General features: G+C 39.3%; 13 protein-coding genes. 11 read left to right on the forward strand and 2 right to left on the reverse strand.

All coding sequences use genetic code 11. The features are described from left to right. Positions 1 to 156: 156 nt before the first annotated feature. The 7 genes from J1905_RS22060 (at position 157) to J1905_RS22090 (ending at position 11,654) form a co-directional block, all read left to right on the forward strand. Complete coding sequence (locus J1905_RS22060; RefSeq protein WP_214229376.1) at positions 157 to 3,171, forward strand: SusC/RagA family TonB-linked outer membrane protein; 3,015 nt, start codon at positions 157 to 159, stop codon at positions 3,169 to 3,171. A gap of 11 nt (positions 3,172 to 3,182) precedes the next feature. After that, positions 3,183 to 4,664 (forward strand): RagB/SusD family nutrient uptake outer membrane protein, encoded by a 1,482-nt coding sequence (locus tag J1905_RS22065; protein WP_250318168.1) that lies wholly within the window; start codon positions 3,183 to 3,185, stop codon positions 4,662 to 4,664. A gap of 57 nt (positions 4,665 to 4,721) precedes the next feature. Continuing rightward, the gene (locus J1905_RS22070; protein WP_214229377.1) at positions 4,722 to 6,074 is read left to right on the forward strand and encodes a glucoamylase family protein; all 1,353 of its coding nucleotides are present in this window, start codon (positions 4,722 to 4,724) and stop codon (positions 6,072 to 6,074) included. 27 nt (positions 6,075 to 6,101) lie between these two features. After that, positions 6,102 to 7,826 (forward strand): family 43 glycosylhydrolase, encoded by a 1,725-nt coding sequence (locus J1905_RS22075; RefSeq protein ID WP_250318169.1) that lies wholly within the window; start codon positions 6,102 to 6,104, stop codon positions 7,824 to 7,826. An 11-nt stretch (positions 7,827 to 7,837) separates the two neighbouring features. Then, positions 7,838 to 8,500, forward strand: a complete 663-nt coding sequence (locus tag J1905_RS22080; RefSeq protein WP_214229378.1) for a GDSL-type esterase/lipase family protein — start codon at positions 7,838 to 7,840, stop codon at positions 8,498 to 8,500. 8 nt (positions 8,501 to 8,508) lie between these two features. Then, positions 8,509 to 10,806 (forward strand): beta-glucosidase BglX, encoded by a 2,298-nt coding sequence (bglX, locus tag J1905_RS22085; RefSeq protein WP_214229379.1) that lies wholly within the window; start codon positions 8,509 to 8,511, stop codon positions 10,804 to 10,806. A gap of 65 nt (positions 10,807 to 10,871) precedes the next feature. Beyond that, positions 10,872 to 11,654: a carboxylesterase family protein gene (locus tag J1905_RS22090; RefSeq protein ID WP_214229380.1), complete on the forward strand. Its 783-nt coding sequence runs from the start codon at positions 10,872 to 10,874 to the stop codon at positions 11,652 to 11,654. Between the two features lie 21 nt (positions 11,655 to 11,675). Here J1905_RS22090 and J1905_RS22095 read toward each other — a convergent pair whose 3' ends face one another. Further along, positions 11,676 to 12,404 carry a YebC/PmpR family DNA-binding transcriptional regulator gene (locus J1905_RS22095; RefSeq protein ID WP_214229381.1) on the reverse strand — a complete coding sequence of 243 codons (729 nt, stop codon included), beginning with the start codon at positions 12,402 to 12,404 and terminating at the stop codon, positions 11,676 to 11,678. A 125-nt stretch (positions 12,405 to 12,529) separates the two neighbouring features. Then, complete coding sequence (locus J1905_RS22100) at positions 12,530 to 13,474, reverse strand: NAD-dependent epimerase/dehydratase family protein (protein WP_214229382.1); 945 nt, start codon at positions 13,472 to 13,474, stop codon at positions 12,530 to 12,532. Positions 13,475 to 13,741: 267 nt separating this feature from the next. On the opposite strand from J1905_RS22100, the gene J1905_RS22105 reads away from it, so the two are divergent. Genes J1905_RS22105 through J1905_RS22120 form a run of 4 tightly spaced genes read left to right on the forward strand, consistent with a single transcriptional unit; the run spans position 13,742 to position 18,333 of the window. Continuing rightward, entirely contained in the window at positions 13,742 to 14,389 is a 648-nt protein-coding gene (locus tag J1905_RS22105) for a gluconate 2-dehydrogenase subunit 3 family protein (protein WP_214229383.1), read from the forward strand. Between the two features lie 18 nt (positions 14,390 to 14,407). Continuing rightward, complete coding sequence (locus J1905_RS22110) at positions 14,408 to 16,111, forward strand: GMC oxidoreductase (RefSeq protein ID WP_214229384.1); 1,704 nt, start codon at positions 14,408 to 14,410, stop codon at positions 16,109 to 16,111. After that, positions 16,111 to 17,271 (forward strand): Gfo/Idh/MocA family protein, encoded by a 1,161-nt coding sequence (locus J1905_RS22115; protein WP_173093703.1) that lies wholly within the window; start codon positions 16,111 to 16,113, stop codon positions 17,269 to 17,271. Before J1905_RS22110 ends, J1905_RS22115 begins: the two co-directional genes overlap by 1 nt. A gap of 9 nt (positions 17,272 to 17,280) precedes the next feature. Continuing rightward, entirely contained in the window at positions 17,281 to 18,333 is a 1,053-nt protein-coding gene (locus J1905_RS22120) for a sugar phosphate isomerase/epimerase family protein (protein WP_173093701.1), read from the forward strand. The last annotated feature ends 5 nt before the right edge of the window (positions 18,334 to 18,338 follow it).

Below are 18,338 nucleotides of genomic sequence, written 5' to 3' on the forward strand. Positions count from 1 at the left end.
ACATAGGGCGGCGTTTTTAGCGAAACAAGACGCCTATTTCGATTGTTTGAGATAGTATAAGTTTCTATGATGATGTATTAATGTTGAGGCGTTTTATTTGCATTAACTCAAATACTCTCGGAGATTTATACAACTAACAACTAAATTTTAAACAGCATGAAAAGAATCTTTACAAAACTTTCTGTTTTAACTTTTTTATGTTTCTTTTTCATAAACGCAGCATCTGCACAAGATATTACTATACGTGGTGTAGTAAGTGACGCGGCAGACAAGACCACCCTTCCGGGTGTTAGCGTTTTAGTAAAAGGAACACAAATAGGCACACAAACAGATGCATCGGGAAAATACGCAATAAGTGCTCCGGCCAATGCGACTCTTGTATTCTCTTATATTGGATATAATCCAACAGAGATGCAGGTGAATAACAGAACAACAATAAATATTGAATTAGCCACTTCTTCACAACTACTAGAGCAGGTTGTGGTAGTAGGTTATGGTACCCAGAAAAAGATTGATGTTACCGGATCAGTAGGAAATGTAAAAGGTGAGGACATCGCTAAACAAGCCTCTGTGAATCCTGTAAGTTCATTGCAAGGTAAAGTAGCTGGTGTAACCATTACCAATGTGGGTGCTCCAGGTGGAACTCCTCAACTAACCATACGTGGTACAAGCACAATTTACGGTAAAACCGGAGCTTTATATGTAGTAGATGGAGTTTGGTATGATGACATCAACTTTTTGAACCCGGCAGACATTGCTGATATTAGTATCCTAAAAGATGCTTCGGCACAGTCTATTTTTGGTATACGCGGCGCCAATGGCGTTGTATTGGTAACTACTATAAAGGGCAAAAAAGGAGACCCGATTATTAACTATAATGGATCTGTAGGCTTCCAGAGAGTTACCAATAAAGTAGAAATGGCGGATGCTTCGGAGTATGCAACTGCTGTTAACGAGGCATATGCACTTCTCGGTCAACCCGCCTTGTTCGCCAACACGAACCTTGGTAAAGGAACCGACTGGTATGATGTAGCACTAAGAGATGCGATGGTTACAAATCATCAGGTTTCTATTAATGGGGGTTCAGAAAAATCAACTTATAACCTTTCACTGGGATACCTGAATCAAGATGGTATTGTTAAGAAAAACAACTATCAACGTTATACAGCGAGGCTGTCTAATGATATTCAGATTTTTGAACCTCTAAAAATCGGATACAATGTTACTGCAACCTCAAGCAAATCAAAAGACGCACCAACCGCCTTATTCAGAGGGCTTTATTCAGCATCCCCTGTTGTACCTATCTATAATGAGGACGGTTCTTATGGTGACCCTAATGATTTTAAACTGGGAAATGGAAGTAACATAAACCCTCAGGTAACAATGGATTTCTTTAATCAAAGAACAACCAAATATAAAGTTACCGGAAATGTGTTTGCTGAACTAAAAATATTAAAAGACTTTACCTTTAGAACCAGCTTTGGTGGTGATTTCGGTCAAGAGGAAGTGAGAGGTTATATTCCAAAATATGAAGCTACGACTGGACAAAACAATACGATCAGTAAGCTAAACATCGACAGGGTTGAAAACAGAAACTGGATCATAGAAAACACATTAACTTATGATAAACAATGGAATGATCATCGGTTAACGGTACTTGCCGGACAAACAGCCCAACGTACAAAGTTATACAAAACCTTTGCTTCAGCGCAGAATGTACCTTATAACTCAGAAAGCGATCTATATCTGGCACTTGGCGATGCAGCGTCACGATCTATTCGGGATGAGGGTGAACTCAGTACTTTTAACTCGTATTTCGCGAGGGTAAACTATGCCTACAAGAACAAATACCTGCTAAATGCTTCCCTCAGAAGAGATGGCGCATCTCAATTCTATGGATTTGACTCGAATCCATGGGGCAATTTCCCCTCTATTGGTGCAGGTTGGGTAATCAGCAATGAAGATTTCATGAAAGATCAAAAGGTGTTTAGCAATTTAAAACTTCGTGGAAGCTGGGGTAAAGTAGGGAATGCCGGAGTACCTTTCAATCCTTCTACACTAACAGTTGACCAAGCTGCAGAATTGATTGCATTTTTTGGCGGCAACCCTCAAACTGGTGCTAGTATCAGATCAATTGTCCCTCCTTCATTACTCTGGGAACGCAGCGCAGGATCAAACATAGGTCTGGAAATGGGCTTTTTGGACAACCGGTTAAGAATAGAGACCGATTATTACACACGAAAAACTGAACAGGCCATTTTTAATATCCCAATCCTTGGAAGCTTAGGAACTACCAACAGTACAATCTTAGGCAATCAGGCCGACATCAAGAATAGTGGAATTGAATTTCTGACTACATGGAATGACAAAACTGAGGGCGGATTAACCTATACAATTAGTGCCAATCTTGGTATCAACAACAACAAAGTGCTGAACGTAACTTCAGGAGACAATCCTGTTTATAAAGGTGGGGTAGGATTGACAAGTGGTTATTTATCTACAAGAACAGTTAACAACAGGCCTATTGGTGAGTTCTTTGGCTATCAGGTTGTAGGTGTTTTCCAATCTACCGAAGAAGCTGCTGAATGGACAAACAATAGTTTTTCAAGAGGTGATTTCAAGTATGCGGACATTAATAATGATGGCACTATTGATTTGAGAGACAGGGTAGTATTAGGTAACCCTAATCCTAAATTTAGCTATGGAATAAACACCAATTTCGCATACAAAAATTTTGACCTTACTTTAGACATTCAGGGGGTTGCTGGAGTTGACGTATTAAACGCTAATCTGGCCAACCGTTTTGGAAATGAGAACTATACTAAAGACTTCTTTAACCACCGCTGGAATGGAGCTGGATCATCAAACACCTATCCATCAACAAATCTTGCTAGTGGGCTGAATAATGCTCCAAACTCATTCTATGTAGAGAGTGGTGATTATATCCGTCTGAGAAATATACAGCTAGGCTATACCCTACCTCAATCCTTAACCAGTAAATGGAAAGCAAGAAACCTTAGGGTCTTTATAAATGCACAAAACGCTGTAAACCTATTTGGTTATAAAGGATTCAGTCCTGAGGTAGGTGGCACCCCTACAAATGCAGGAATAGACACCAATGTTTATCCATTATTCGCTACTTATAACTTCGGTGTTAACTTAACATTCTAACTGAATTTAATATGAAAACATATATAAATATACGATCATGCTTCGTTGCAGCGACCCTAAGCGCGATGCTTTTTACCGCGTCCTGTAAAAAGGATTTTCTAAATGTTCCACCTCAAGCTCAACAACCGGCTGTTCAATTCTGGGAAACACCTGAGGATGCCTTGAAAGGAGTAAATGCCATGTATGCGCAATTGCGCAGCTGGAATAATGTTGCTTTTAACGCCTTGGTTGTTGAAAGTACAGGATCAGACGAAGCTGATAAAGGCAGCACACCTACTGATGCAACATTTTTTAATCTCTTTGACAATTTTACGGTGACCTCTACACAAGGTTCTTTGCAGGATTTTTGGACCGGGCAATACCAAAACATTAACCTTTGCAATCAGGTATTGGATAATGTACCCGATATAGAAATGGACGCAAATTTAAAGGCACGCTACCTTGCAGAAGCTAAATATATACGTGCATACTCTTATTTCAGACTTGTCCGCGCTTATGGAAATGTGGTTTTAAGACTCCATATTCCTAAAGATGCCACAGAGTACAATATGCCTCAATCTACCAAAGAAGAAGTATATGCTCAGATCGAAAAAGATCTAACAGAAGCTGCAACAGTTCTTCCTGCTTCCTATGGAAGCTCAGATCTTGGCAGAGCAACAAAAGGTGCCGCTTTAGGCATGATGGCCAAAGCAGCGATGTATCAGCAAAAATGGGATCAGGTGCTATCGCTAACAAATCAAGTTAAGGGATTAGGTTATGATCTTTTTCCGAATTTTGAAAAAGGATTCAGAACAGAAAACGAGAACAATATTGAATCTGTTTTCGAGATCCAATGCGAATTGTTACCTGGAAATTCTGCCGCATCAAACTCACAGTTTAGTCAGGTTCAAGGCGTTGCAGGCGTTGCTGGTGGCGGTTGGGGATTCAATTCTCCTTCAGAAGCTTTAGCTAATGCCTTTGAAACCGGCGATCCACGAAGAGATGCAACCATTATTTTTAAAGGTGAAACAACTCCTCAAGGAGATGTGATTCCTGGCACTGTACCAAATGAAAGATATAATCAAAAATCATATGTACCATTTGGAATGCGTGTATCTGGCTTTAACGAAGGTGCCCAACAAAACATTCGCGTACTGAGATTTGCAGACATACTCTTGATGAACGCTGAGGCTGCCAATGAACTTGGAGATCCTACACTTGCAAAAGCATCATTAAACCGTGTAAGACAACGTGCGCGTGGTACTAATGCAACGATCCTACCTGACGTAACAACCAGTGATAAAACGGCATTGAGAGAGGCGATCTGGCACGAACGACAAGTAGAATTGGCAATGGAAAGCGACCGCTATTTCGATGTAATTCGTCAGGGTCGTGCCTTGCAAATATTTGGCCCAAAAGGCTGGAAAGCTAACAAAAATGAGGTTTGGCCAATTCCTTCGACCGAAATTGACCAAAGCGGTGGTTTGTTAAAACAAAACCCCGGTTATAATTAATTCACTTTTAAAAGGTTGCTCCTGTTAAAGCAGCAACCTTTTTTAGTTAATAAGCACATGATAAAATTCAACCACACTTCAATCCTTTTAATATCTTCATTAATTTTTGTTTTAATCGCAAATACTGCATCAGCGCAAAAAAAAAATAATACAATCAAACCCGACCTCTCAATTAAAAAAAATCTTACCGATGATCAATTACTTGATCTGGTACAAAAACAAACTTTCAGATATTTCTGGGACTTTGGTCACCCGGTTAGTGGTATGGCACGCGAGCGTAGTAACATTTCATTTGACTATGGCCCGGAAGTAGTCACAACTGGCGGTACCGGCTTTGGCGTTATGGCTATGATAGTAGCTGCCGAACGTAAGTTCATTACTCGTGAACAAGCTGCCGAACGCACAAAAAAAATAGTAGACTTTTTATGGAAAGCAGATATGTTTCATGGTGCTTTCCCACATTGGTTAAACGGAGAAACCGGAAAAGTAATCCGCTTTAGCCCAAAAGATGATGGTGCAGATATCGTTGAAACTTCATTACTGTTTCAAGGTTTATTAACTGCCCGCCAATATTATACTGCAGATAATCCTGTCGAAAGCGACATTAGAAATAAAATACTTTGGATGTGGGAAGGCATTGAATGGAACTGGTTTACTCAAAACCAAAACGTTCTTTACTGGCACTGGAGCCCTAATAATGGATGGAGTATGAACCATCAGATTAAAGGATGGAACGAATGCCTAATTACTTATGTAATGGCAGCTGCATCTCCAAAATACCCGATCAACAAGCGTGTATATGATGATGGATATGCCAATAACAATACCTTTTTTAATGGTCGCAAATTTAACGACATCACATTACCTCTAGGTTTTGATTTCGGAGGTCCGTTATTCTTTTCACACTACTCTTTCATGGGTTTAGACCCACGTGGTTTAAAAGACAATAATGCCGACTATTGGGAGCAAAACAAAAATCACACGCTTATTAACAGAGCCTATTGCATAGAAAACCCTAAAAAATTTAAGGGTTATGGCACTAATAGTTGGGGCTTAACTGCCAGCGATAGTTGGGTTGGATATGCTGCTCACTCGCCAACAGAAGACCTTGGTGTGATTTCGCCAACCGCAGCTTTATCTGCTTTCCCTTATACTCCAGAATATTCAATGGAAGCCTTAAAACATTTCTACTTTGAAAAAGGCGACAAGCTATGGGGCGAATATGGTTTTATTGATGCGTTTAGCGAAGAAAAAGACTGGTATGCAAAATCTAACCTTGCTATAGATCAGGGGCCAATCATTGTGATGATTGAAAACTATCGCAGCGGTTTATTATGGAAACTATTCATGAGCAGTCCGGATGTAAAAAGAGGTTTAAAAACTTTAGGATTCACGAGCCCTAATCTGTAGATGATGATGAAGCAAAAAAACATTGCAATGTTACTGATGCTTTTTTTAAGCACAGGAGCATTTGCTCAAAAAAAACAACTTACTTATTGCAATCCAATTAACCTGGATTACGGCTATACCCCTATCCCAAATTTTGCTACGCAAGGAAAACATAGGGCTACAGCCGATCCTGTTATCGTCACCTACAAAGGGGATTATTATTTGTTCTCTACCAACCAATGGGGCTACTGGTGGAGCAGTGATATGAATAATTGGAAGTTTGTCTCTAAAAACTTCTTAAGGCCAGAACATAAGGTTTATGATGATCTTTGCGCCCCGTCAGTATGGGTACAAGGTGACACCATGCTTGTTTTTGGTTCTACCTATTCTAAAAACTTCCCTATCTGGATGAGTACAGATCCTAAAAAGAATGAATGGAAAGAAGCCGTTCACGAGTTTGAAATTGGAGGATGGGACCCTGCTCATTTTGTTGACGACGACGGCAAGCTATACATGTATAATGGTAGCAGCAACAGTTATCCTTTATATGGAATTGAGCTAAATCGCAAAACATTTGAGCCAATTGGCACCCGTAAAGAACTACTGCTGTTAAATCCGGAACGTTTTGGTTGGCAACGATTTGGCGAATATTTAGACAACACCTTTTTAGATCCTTTTATGGAGGGTGCATGGGTAACAAAACACAATAGCAAATATTACCTTCAATATGGCGCTCCGGGAACAGAATTTAGTGGCTATGCTGATGGCGTAGCAGTTGGGCCTACCCCGCTAGGGCCATTTGAACATCAGTCGACACCTTTTTCATGGAAACCAGGTGGCTTTGCCCGTGGTGCAGGTCATGGCGCTACTTATCAGGATAAATGGAACAATTACTGGCATGTTTCCACGATAGCCATCTCAGTAAAAAACAACTTTGAACGCCGTTTGGGTATCTGGCCTGCTGGGTTTGATAAAGACGATGTAATGTATATGGATGCTGCCTTCGGCGATTATCCTCATTACTTGCCAACCGAAGCTCAGGATCATTTAAAAAGTGGCTTTACAGGATGGATGCTATTAAACTACAATAAGCCTGTAACCGTATCCTCAACACTTGGATCATTCTATGCAAATAATGCAGTTGATGAAAGCATTAAAACTTATTGGAGTGCAAAAACAGCGGATAAAGGCGAATGGATTCAAACAGACCTTGGCAACGTGTCGACTGTAAATGCAGTACAGATTAACTACGCAGATCAGGATGCTGAATTTCTGGGTAAGCGACTAGACATTTATCATCAATACAAACTTTGGCACTCTACAGATGGTGTTAAATGGAAAGTTTTAAAGGACAAAAGTGCCAACAAAACTGATGTTCCTCATGATTATGTTGAGTTGGAACAGCCCGTTAAAGCACGATACATAAAACTGGAAAACATACATATGCCTACCGGTAAATTCGCCATTAGCGGTTTAAGGGTTTTCGGTAATGGAAACCAGTCGGCACCAAAAAGCGTCAAAGACTTTGTGGTACTAAGAACTGAAAAAGATAAGCGCAGTGCCTGGTTAAAATGGGCTCCAGTAGAAGATGCTTATGCTTACAACATTTACATAGGCACTGAACCCGACAAGCTTTACAACTGTATTATGATACACAATACCAATGAATATTGGTATAAAGGGATGGACAAAAATAAAACTTACTATTTTAGCATTGAAGCAATCAATGAGAGCGGAGTCGCTCCAAGAACAGAGGTTGCAAAAGTTAATTAGAAAAACAAATTATGAAACATCACTTTTATTTCCGCCTGCTTTTTGTATTACTGGTAAGTCTGTCTGTTAACTCATTTGCCCAGAATAGACCTTTCTGGAATGATATCCAGAAATTTAAACATCAGGATAGTGTATCAATGCCTGCCAAAAACAAAGTTGTATTTGTGGGAAGCTCCTCTTTCACAAGGTGGGATGATCTCGAAACCGTTTTCAAAGATTACCATGCTATTAACCGTGGCTTTGGAGGCTCAACACTTGAACAGGCTAATGAATACATCAACGAACTTGTATTCGTCTACAAACCTAAGCAGGTGGTAATTTATAGTGGAGAAAATGACATAGCCGAAGGAGCTAATACGGAGCAAACATATAACAGGTTTATTACCTTTTACACTAACCTACGCAAAGGTCTTCCAAAGGCAAACATCATCTACATTTCTATGAAACTAAGTCCATCAAGGGCAAAGTTTACAGACAATGTAAACAAAGCAAACACAATGATAAAAGAGTATATCGGCAAGCAAAAAAATACCCGCTTTATTGATGTAAACTCAAAAATGCTGGATAGCAATGGTACTCCAAGACCCGAATTGTTTGTCGAAGACATGCTACACATGAAACCAGAAGGGTATGCCATCTGGATAAAGGAAATAACACCCTATTTAAAGAAATAACACAAAAAATGAAAACATCTCACTTACTATTCTTGTCTATATTTTTCTGTTCCAGCGCAACATATGCGCAACAGAAAACAAAAGTTTCCACCGCTGATCAAAAGATGAATGCTTTTATCAGTAATCTATTATCTAAAATGACTTTAGATGAAAAGATAGGTCAACTTAATTTACTAACCGGTGGTGAAGCAACCACAGGATCAGTAGTAAGTACAGATGTCGAAAGTAAGATAAAAAAAGGCCAGGTAGGTGGTATGTTTAGCTTTACAACGCCTCAGAAAATCCGTAAGGCTCAAGAGATTGCTGTAAATCAAAGCAGACTTAAAATCCCTATTATTTTTGGGCAGGATGTGATCCATGGATACAAAACCACCTTCCCTATTCCATTGGCTTTGTCTTGTACCTGGGATATGTCGCTGATACAAAAAACAGCCCGTATAGCTGCAGTTGAAGCCACTGCTGACGGTCTAAACTGGACTTTCTCTCCAATGGTTGATATTTCAAGAGACCCTCGTTGGGGAAGAATCTCTGAAGGATCAGGAGAGGATACTTATTTAGGCAGCCAAATTGCCAAGGCTATGATTAAGGGTTATCAGGGAGATGATCTTTCTAAATACAACACCATGATGGCTTGTGTAAAACACTTTGCTTTATATGGCGCTGCAGAAGCTGGAAGAGATTACAACACTACAGACATGAGTTTGGACAGAATGTATAACGAATACCTCCCTCCTTACAAAGCTGCTATTGATGCTGGTGCCGGAAGTGTGATGACTTCGTTTAATGATATAAATGGTGTACCTGCTACTGCTAACAAGTGGTTAATGACGGATTTATTGCGTAAACAATGGGGTTTTAAAGGTTTTGTTGTTACAGACTACACCGCGGTAAATGAACTGATAGACCATGGTTTAGGTGATTTACAAGCTGTATCTGCTTTATCATTAAACGCTGGTGTTGATATGGATATGGTTGGAGAAGGATTTTTAACGACCCTAAAAAAATCGGTACAAGAAGGAAAAGTAAAAACACAACAAATCGACAATGCTTGCCGCCTTGTGTTAGAAGCTAAATATAAGTTAGGTTTATTTGAAGATCCATACCGTTATTGCAACGAAGAGCGTGCAAAAACAGAAATACTTAAACCAGAGAATTTACAATTTGCACGTGAGGCTGCAACTCAATCATTTGTATTGTTAAAAAACGACAATCAAACATTACCTCTTAAAAAAACTGGTACAGTTGCTTTAATTGGGCCTTTGGCTAACACTGGTTCTAATATGCCTGGTACCTGGAGTGTAAATAGTGATTTAGCCAATACTTCGTCTCTTTTAGATGGAATGAAAGCTACTTTGGGTTCAGATGTTAAAATATTACACAGTTTGGGTTCTAACTTATTAGCCGACGAAGAGTATCAAAAAAGAGCAACCATGTTTGGTCGTGATATTCCAAGAGACAATCGTCCTGAAGAAGAAGTGATCAAAGAAGCTCTTGATATAGCTAAACAAGCTGATGTTGTTATTGCTGCTCTTGGTGAAAGCTCAGAAATGAGTGGCGAAAGCTCTAGCCGTACCGACCTGGAAATTCCACAGGTTCAAAAACGTTTATTGCAAGCTTTACTTAAAACAGGAAAACCGGTTGTATTGGTTCTGTTTAGCGGTCGCCCATTAGTTTTAAATTGGGAGAACCAGAATGTTCCAGCAATACTTAATGTTTGGTTTGGTGGTACAGAAGCAGCGAAAGCCATTACCGATGTATTATTTGGTGATGTTAATCCTTCGGGAAAACTAACTACTACTTTCCCTCAAAATGTTGGTCAGATACCTTTATACTACAGTCATAAAAATACTGGTCGCCCGTTAGAAGATGGCAAATGGTTTTCTAAATTCCGCTCTAATTACATTGATGTGAGCAACGATCCGTTGTATCCTTTTGGATATGGATTGAGCTATACCACCTTTGATTATAGTGATATAAAATTGGATAAAAGTAGCTTTAAAGCTGGCGAAACCATCAACGCAAGTGTTGTGGTAAAAAATACCGGAGCTAGAGAAGGAAAAGAAGTAGTTCAGCTTTACATCAGAGATCTTGTTGGTAGTTCTACCCGTCCGGTTAAAGAACTAAAGCATTTTGAAAAGATTAGCTTAAAGGCTGGGGAAAGCAAAACAGTTACTTTCAAAATTACGGTTGATGACCTGAAATTCTTTAACTCTGATTTAAAATTTGTAGCGGAACCTGGAGATTTTAAAGTGTTTATCGGCACAAATTCAAGAGATGTAAAAACGAGTCAGTTTATATTACGTTAAGTATTATCAATCGAGTAACAATGGTTCTATTCTCCAATGCCTATAAAATTTCATAGTTTAGTATCATGAACAGGATTAAATTAACCACACTTATAGTTTTGCTATTGGGATTGAATAGTAAGGCGCAAGATTTCAAGAAATATGAATCGGGGAGTTTTATTAAAGGGAAGGACAGCATTCCTTATAGAATTCTGTTTCCTGAGAATTTTGATGCAAATCAGAAATACCCAATCCTGTTCGTTTTACATGGAAGCGGAGAAAGAGGCAATGACAATGAGAAACAACTAACTCATGGAGGCAAGTTGTTTTTGAAAGAAAGTGTTCGTAAAAAGTTCCCAGCTATAGTCGTATTCCCTCAGTGTAGCAATGATAGCTTTTGGGCAAATGTTAAATTTGAAAGCAATGATGGTTCCAAGCGAGAATTTAATTTCCAACCCGGAGGTAAACCAACTAAAGCCATGCATGCACTGCTAGGTATGATAGATAACTTTTTGGATAAGCCTTATGTTGATAATAAAAAGGTTTACATAGGCGGCTTATCTATGGGAGGCATGGGTACTTACGAATTATTGAGACGTAAACGCAGAACATTTGCCGCTGCTTTTTCTATTTGTGGGGGAGACAACATAGCCAATGTTCAGAAGTATAAAAAAGTTCCTTTATGGATTTTTCATGGAGAAAAAGATGATGTAGTACCGGTAGCACTATCAACCTCAATTGCAGATCAATTAAAAGTATTGGGAAAAACTCCAAAAATAACACTGTATCCTGAAGCGAATCACAACAGTTGGGACTCTGCCTTTGCAGAGCCTGAACTGTTGTCATGGTTATTATCTAACCAGAAATAATGGGTTTTTATATGGCAGAATTTATTCTGCCATATTGTGATAAACGGCTTGAACGTCATCGTCCTCTTCCAGTTTATCTATTAGTTTCAGTACATCTGCAGCTTGTTCTTCAGTCACTTCATGACTAGATAAAGCGATACGTTCCAGTTTGGCACTTTTTAATTCGAGACCTTTTTCTTCCAATGCTTTTTGCAGTGTTCCAAAGTTTTCAAAAGGGCCTTGTGCTACCGCAATGTCATTACCCTCTTCATCAGCCTCCACATAAAGTTCTTCCAATCCTGCATCAATCAATTCAAACTCCAGTTCTTCCAAATCCAGGTTCTCAGGAGGAACAAATCTGAATATTGATTTTCTGTTAAACACAAAATCCAGTGAGCCTGTTTTACCTAAAGTGCCATTTGTTTTATTGAAATAGCTACGCACATTCGCAACTGTTCTGTTGGTATTATCAGTAGCCGTCTCAATCAGTACCGCTACACCGTGTGGCGCATAACCTTCATAAACGATTTCTTCATAGTTGGCCATGCTTTTATCAGAAGCCCTTTTAATGGCTGCCTCTACACGGTCTTTTGGCATATTTACCGCTTTAGCATTTTGCATTGCAGTACGTAAGCGTGAATTTGTTTCGGGATGAGGCCCAGCATCTTTCACCGCCATCACGATATCTTTACCTATCCTGGTAAATTGTACGGCCATTTTGGCCCAACGTTTAAATTTTCTTTCTTTTCTGAACTCAAATGCTCTTCCCATTTTATTTTATTTGGTGGTTATTTAGTATCTAGTAGTTAGCACTTAGACAGGATTGAATTGTTGAAAATTTACCAAACGCACCCAGTCTAAGTACTAATTACTATCTACTCCTTCATTACTAGCTACTATTTTTTTAAATTATTAATCATTTCAATTGCAAGCCTTTCAAGATTAAACTCTGGCTTCCATCCCCATTCTTTCATTGCATAACTATCGTCAATAGACCTAGGCCAGCTATCTGCAATGTTTTGACGGGGGTCATTTTCGGCGTAAGTTAATGTAAATTCTGGAATATGTTTTCTGATCTCAGCCGCTAAAATCTCTGGTGTAAAACTTACTCCTGCAAAATTATAGCTGGATCGAATAGTAATTTTTGAAGCATCCGCATCCATCAATTCAATTGTCCCGCGGATAGCATCATCCATATACATCATCGGCAACTCTGTTGCAGCATTTAAAAATGATGCGTAAGTACCTTTTTTTAATGCATCATGAAAAATGTGGATGGCATAATCTGTAGTTCCTCCACCCGGTGCAGCTTTCCAGCTTATTAAACCAGGATAGCGAATACTGCGCACATCTAAATTATATTTTTGGTGATAATATTCACACCAGCGCTCTCCTGCAAGTTTACTAATTCCGTAAACTGTATTAGGATCCATTACACAAAACTGAGGTGTATTGTCTTTAGGTGAATTTGGCCCAAATACAGCGATGGAACTTGGCCAGTAAACCTTTGCCGTTTGGTAAGTAATTGCCAGATCTAAAATATTAAGCAATCCATTCATATTTAAATCCCAGGCAAGCTTAGGATTTTGCTCTCCCGTGGCCGACAACAATGCCGCCAACAAATAAACATGTGTAGGTTTATACTTCTGAAAAATAGAATTTAAAGTATCTTTTTCCAGAACATTTACAAATTCAAAAGGCCCTGAGTTTTTGATGTCATAGTCAGGTCGGCGAATATCGCACGCAACTACATTTGACTCTCCGTACACTTTGCGTAGAGCCGTTACCAGCTCCGTGCCTATCTGACCGTTAGAACCTAATACTACTATTTTCTCTGCCATGACTGACTTGGATTTTGACAAAAGTAAATAATTGAACAATCCTATTCAAAAATGTTTACTGCAATAACCATTTTCACTTGCCAAAAACTCTAAATACAGATACTCAAAGAGATGGATTTTCGTTAATTTTAAAACTGCCTTTATTAAGTAACAAAAACATTATATATTTACTTTAATTGTGTATTTAGAACACTAACTATTTATTTTTTCTTAATATTACAAAACAAAACACACTTAGAATACACCAAAACACCTAAACCGCCAAATATGGACAGACGAGAAGCAGTGAGGAATATGGCCTTCCTAATGGGAGGAGCTTTATCTGCAACTACGATAGGAGTATTTCTTGATAGTTGCAACTCACCATCTACTAAAACCAAAGGCAACTTATTTGCCGATGAACAGCTTAAGCTGATTACCGAAGTTGCCGACATCATTATTCCTACCACAAGTTCGCCAGGTGCAAAAGCGGCAGGTGTGGGCCCATTTATCGCATTAATGGTAAAAGATTGTTATCCTGAGGATGCGCAAAATACATTTGTAAAAGGCTTAGATGATCTTGAAAAACAATCTAAAGATCAATTTCAAAAATCTTTCCTGGAAATTTCTCCTGAGCAACGCACACAATTGCTTAGCAAACTTAGAGAAGAGACTATTGCCGCTACCAAAGCAGAGCAAGAAACTCTTGATAAGCAAAAAGAGGCAGATGCAGCAAAACAAAAAGGTTTTGCATCAATCCTACCAAAAGACAAGCCGAAAACAGAACCACGTTTCTTCTCTATCATCAGAGATTTAACCTTACTAGGTTATTTCACTTCCGAGATTGGAGCAACAAAAGCAATGGCTTACGTTGATATCCCTGGCCGCTATGACGGCTGTGTGGATTTAAAACCTGGTCAAAAAGTTTGGGCATAAACCTTTTATAACATTAAAATGAGCAATTTAAACGTTAAAGCGACAGCTAATAATACATATGATGCCATTGTTGTAGGATCGGGAATTAGCGGCGGTTGGGCAGCAAAGGAACTTACAGAAAAAGGCTTAAAAGTTTTATTACTTGAAAGAGGAAGAAACATTGAGCACATAAAAGACTATACTACTGCTACCAAAAAACCTTGGGAGTTTGAACACCGTGGCAGAATAACAGAAGCACAAAAAGAACAACATCCGGTACAAAAAAGAGATTATCCATACTCTGAATTCAATGAGAGTTATTGGGTAAATGATCATGATTGTCCATATACAGAGATCAAACGTTTCGATTGGTACCGTGGGTTTCATGTTGGTGGAAAATCACTAATGTGGGGCAGACAGAGCTACCGTTTCAGCGACCTTAACTTTGAAGACAATCTTAAAGACGGGCATGGTGTAGACTGGCCTATCAGATATAAAGACCTTGCTCCATGGTACGATTATGTAGAGAAATTTGCAGGTATCAGCGGACAAGTAGAGGGCTGGCCAGCATTACCTGACGGACAGTTTTTACCTCCAATGGAGATGAACTGTGTTGAGAAAGATGTAAAGAAACGTATTGAGGATAAGTGGAAAAAGTCAAGAATCATGACAATTGGCCGCACAGCCAATTTAACTGTTCCTCATGGAGGAAGAGGCTCTTGCCAATACCGCAATCTTTGCAGCAGAGGCTGTCCTTTTGGCGCTTATTTCAGTACTCAATCATCTACCCTACCTGCTGCTGTGGCAACAGGCAACCTTACTTTACGTCCTTTCTCATTAGTAAATACCATTATCTATGATAAAGAAACTCAAAAAGCAAAAGGTGTTGTAGTAATAGATTCCGAAACAAAAGAAACTATAGAATATTTTGCAAAGATCGTTTTCGTAAACGGGTCTACTTTAGGATCTACTTTCCTATTGCTTAACTCTACATCTGCCGAATTCCCTGAAGGATTAGGTAATGGCAGCGGACAGTTAGGCCACAACTTAATGGATCACCACTTCCGTTGTGGTGCTTCGGGAAGAGCTGAAGGTTTTGATGATAAATACACTTATGGTCGCAGAGCTAATGGAATTTATATCCCTAGATATAGAAACATGGGCAATGATAAACGTGACTATGTTAGGGGCTTTGGTTATCAGGGTGGTGCAAGCAGAGGCAACTGGCATGCCGATGTTGCTGAAATGGCATTTGGTGCAGAATTTAAAGATCAAATGACTACACCTGGTGCATGGAGCATGGGATTGGGAGGCTTCGGCGAATCTCTTCCATATTTCGAAAACCGTGTTTATATAGACAAAAGCAAGAAAGACAAATGGGGTCAACCTGTATTGGCTATTGATTGCGAGTTTAAAGATAACGAACAAAAAATGCGTGTTGACATGATGAATGATGCTGCAGAAATGCTTGAAGCATCAGGAATTAAAGACGTAAAAACTTATGACAATGGATCTGCTCCGGGTATGGCTATACACGAAATGGGAACTGCCCGTATGGGACATGATCCAAAAACTTCAGTATTAAACAAATGGAATCAGATGCATGAGGTAAAAAATGTATTTGTAACAGACGGTTCTTGCATGACTTCAGCTGCATGTCAGAATCCATCATTAACATATATGGCTTTAACAGCAAGGGCTTGTGATTTTGCTGTTAGTGAATTAAAAAAAGGTAACATTTAATGAAAACAAGAAAAATTAGAATGGGCATGGTAGGCGGCGGTAAAGACGCGTTTATCGGTGCAGTTCATCGTATTGCCGCTAACATTGACGGCCAGGTAGAATTTTGCTGCGGAGCATTGAGTATTAACCCAGAAATTGCCAAAGAATCTGGCGAGATGTTATTCCTACCGGAAGACAGGGTTTATATGAACTTTGAGGAGATGATCGAAAAGGAAAGTAAATTGCCCGCCGACAAACGTATTGACTTTGTAACAATTGTTACCCCAAATTTTGCTCACTTTGCTCCTGCAATGATGGCATTAGATCATGGGTTTAACGTGGTAATTGAAAAACCAATCGCTTTATCTCTTGAAGAAGCTAAATTGCTTCAACAAAAAGTAGAAGAAACAGGTTTGATTTTATGCTTAACTCATACCTACTCTGGCTACCCAATGGTAAAACAAGCCAAACAAATGGTTAAAGAGGGAAAACTAGGTGCTATCAGAAAAGTATTAGTTGAATATCCTCAAGGTTGGTTAAGTACACTTACTGAAAGAGAAGGAAATGCTGGCGCTGCTTGGCGTACAGACCCTAAGAAAAGTGGAAAAAGCGGTTGCATGGGCGATATAGGTACTCACGCTGCACAATTAGCTGAGTATATTTCTGGTGCTAAAATCACTAAATTATGCGCCGATTTGAACATTGTTGTTGAAGGCAGAGGTCTTGATGATGATGGAAACGTTTTGCTTAAATTCGACAATGGAGCAAATGGTGTATTGGTTGCATCTCAGGTTGCTGCTGGTGAAGAAAATGCATTAAAAATTAGAGTATATGGCGAAAAAGGCGGTTTAGAATGGAATCAGCAAGAGCCTAATACCCTTACTTTAAAATGGCTTAATGAGCCTGCACAAATTTATCGTGCTGGTCAGGCTTACCTTTCTGATATTGCTAAACACAACACTCGTGTACCGGGCGGTCACCCAGAAGGTTACTTAGAGGCATTTGCTAATATCTACAGAAATTTTGCATTAACTGTTTCTGCAAAAATTCATGGAACAACTCCTACCGAAGCTATGCTTGATTTCCCTAAAGTGGAAGATGGTGTAAGAGGTATGGCATTTATTGACACCGTAGTGGCTTCTAGCCAGTCAGATCAAAAATGGTCGGATTTTAAAATATAAAGAAACATCATGACGACACTTAAAGGCCCCGGAGTTTTTCTTGCCCAATTTATTGGTGACGAGGCTCCATTTAATTCTTTAGATGCTATTTGTGAATGGGCGGCAGGCTTAGGCTTTAAGGGTATCCAGGTACCCACGCTTGACGCAAGGTTTATTGACCTTCAAAAAGCAGCCGAAAGCAAAACCTATGCTGATGAATTAACCGGAAAGGTTAGATCATACGGATTGGAAATCACTGAGCTATCAACTCACTTACAAGGTCAGTTAGTTGCCGTACATCCGGCATATGACCTTGCTTTTGATGCTTTTGCTCCTGAGCAGTATAAAAACAATCCTAAAGCAAGAACTGAATGGGCTGTGCAGCAATTAAAATATGCAGCAAAAGCTTCTCAGAATCTTGGTTTAAATGCACACGCTACCTTTAGTGGTTCACTATTATGGCATATGTTCCATCCATGGCCTCAACGCCCTGAAGGATTAGTAGACGCTGCTTTTACTGAACTTGCAAAAAGGTGGACTCCAATATTAAATGAGTTTGATACTTGTGGTGTAGATGTTTGTTACGAAATACACCCGGGAGAAGATCTTTTTGATGGTATCACTTATGAGATGTTCCTCGAAAAAGTAAACAATCACCCACGTGCCTGCTTACTTTACGATCCATCTCACTTTGTATTACAACAACTTGATTATATCCAGTATATCGATTTTTATCATGAGCGTATAAAAGCATTCCATGTTAAAGATTCTGAATTTAATGCTACAGGTAAACAAGGAACATTTGGTGGTTATCAGAGTTGGGCAAACCGTGCCGGAAGGTATCGTTCTCCTGGTGATGGACAAGTAGATTTCAAAACCATATTTAGTAAACTTGCGCAGTATGATTACAAAGGATGGGCAGTAATGGAATGGGAATGCTGCATTAAGGATGCTGAAGTTGGCGCCAGAGAAGGTGCTGAATTCATTAAAAAGAATATCATTAAAGTAACCAATAAAGCATTCGATGATTTCGCTGCTTCCGGAGGTGATGATGATTTCAATAATAGAATTTTAGGTTTATAATTAAT

This window comes from Pedobacter sp. B4-66 (genome assembly GCF_018492665.1).
Taxonomy (GTDB): Bacteria; Bacteroidota; Bacteroidia; order Sphingobacteriales; family Sphingobacteriaceae; genus Pedobacter.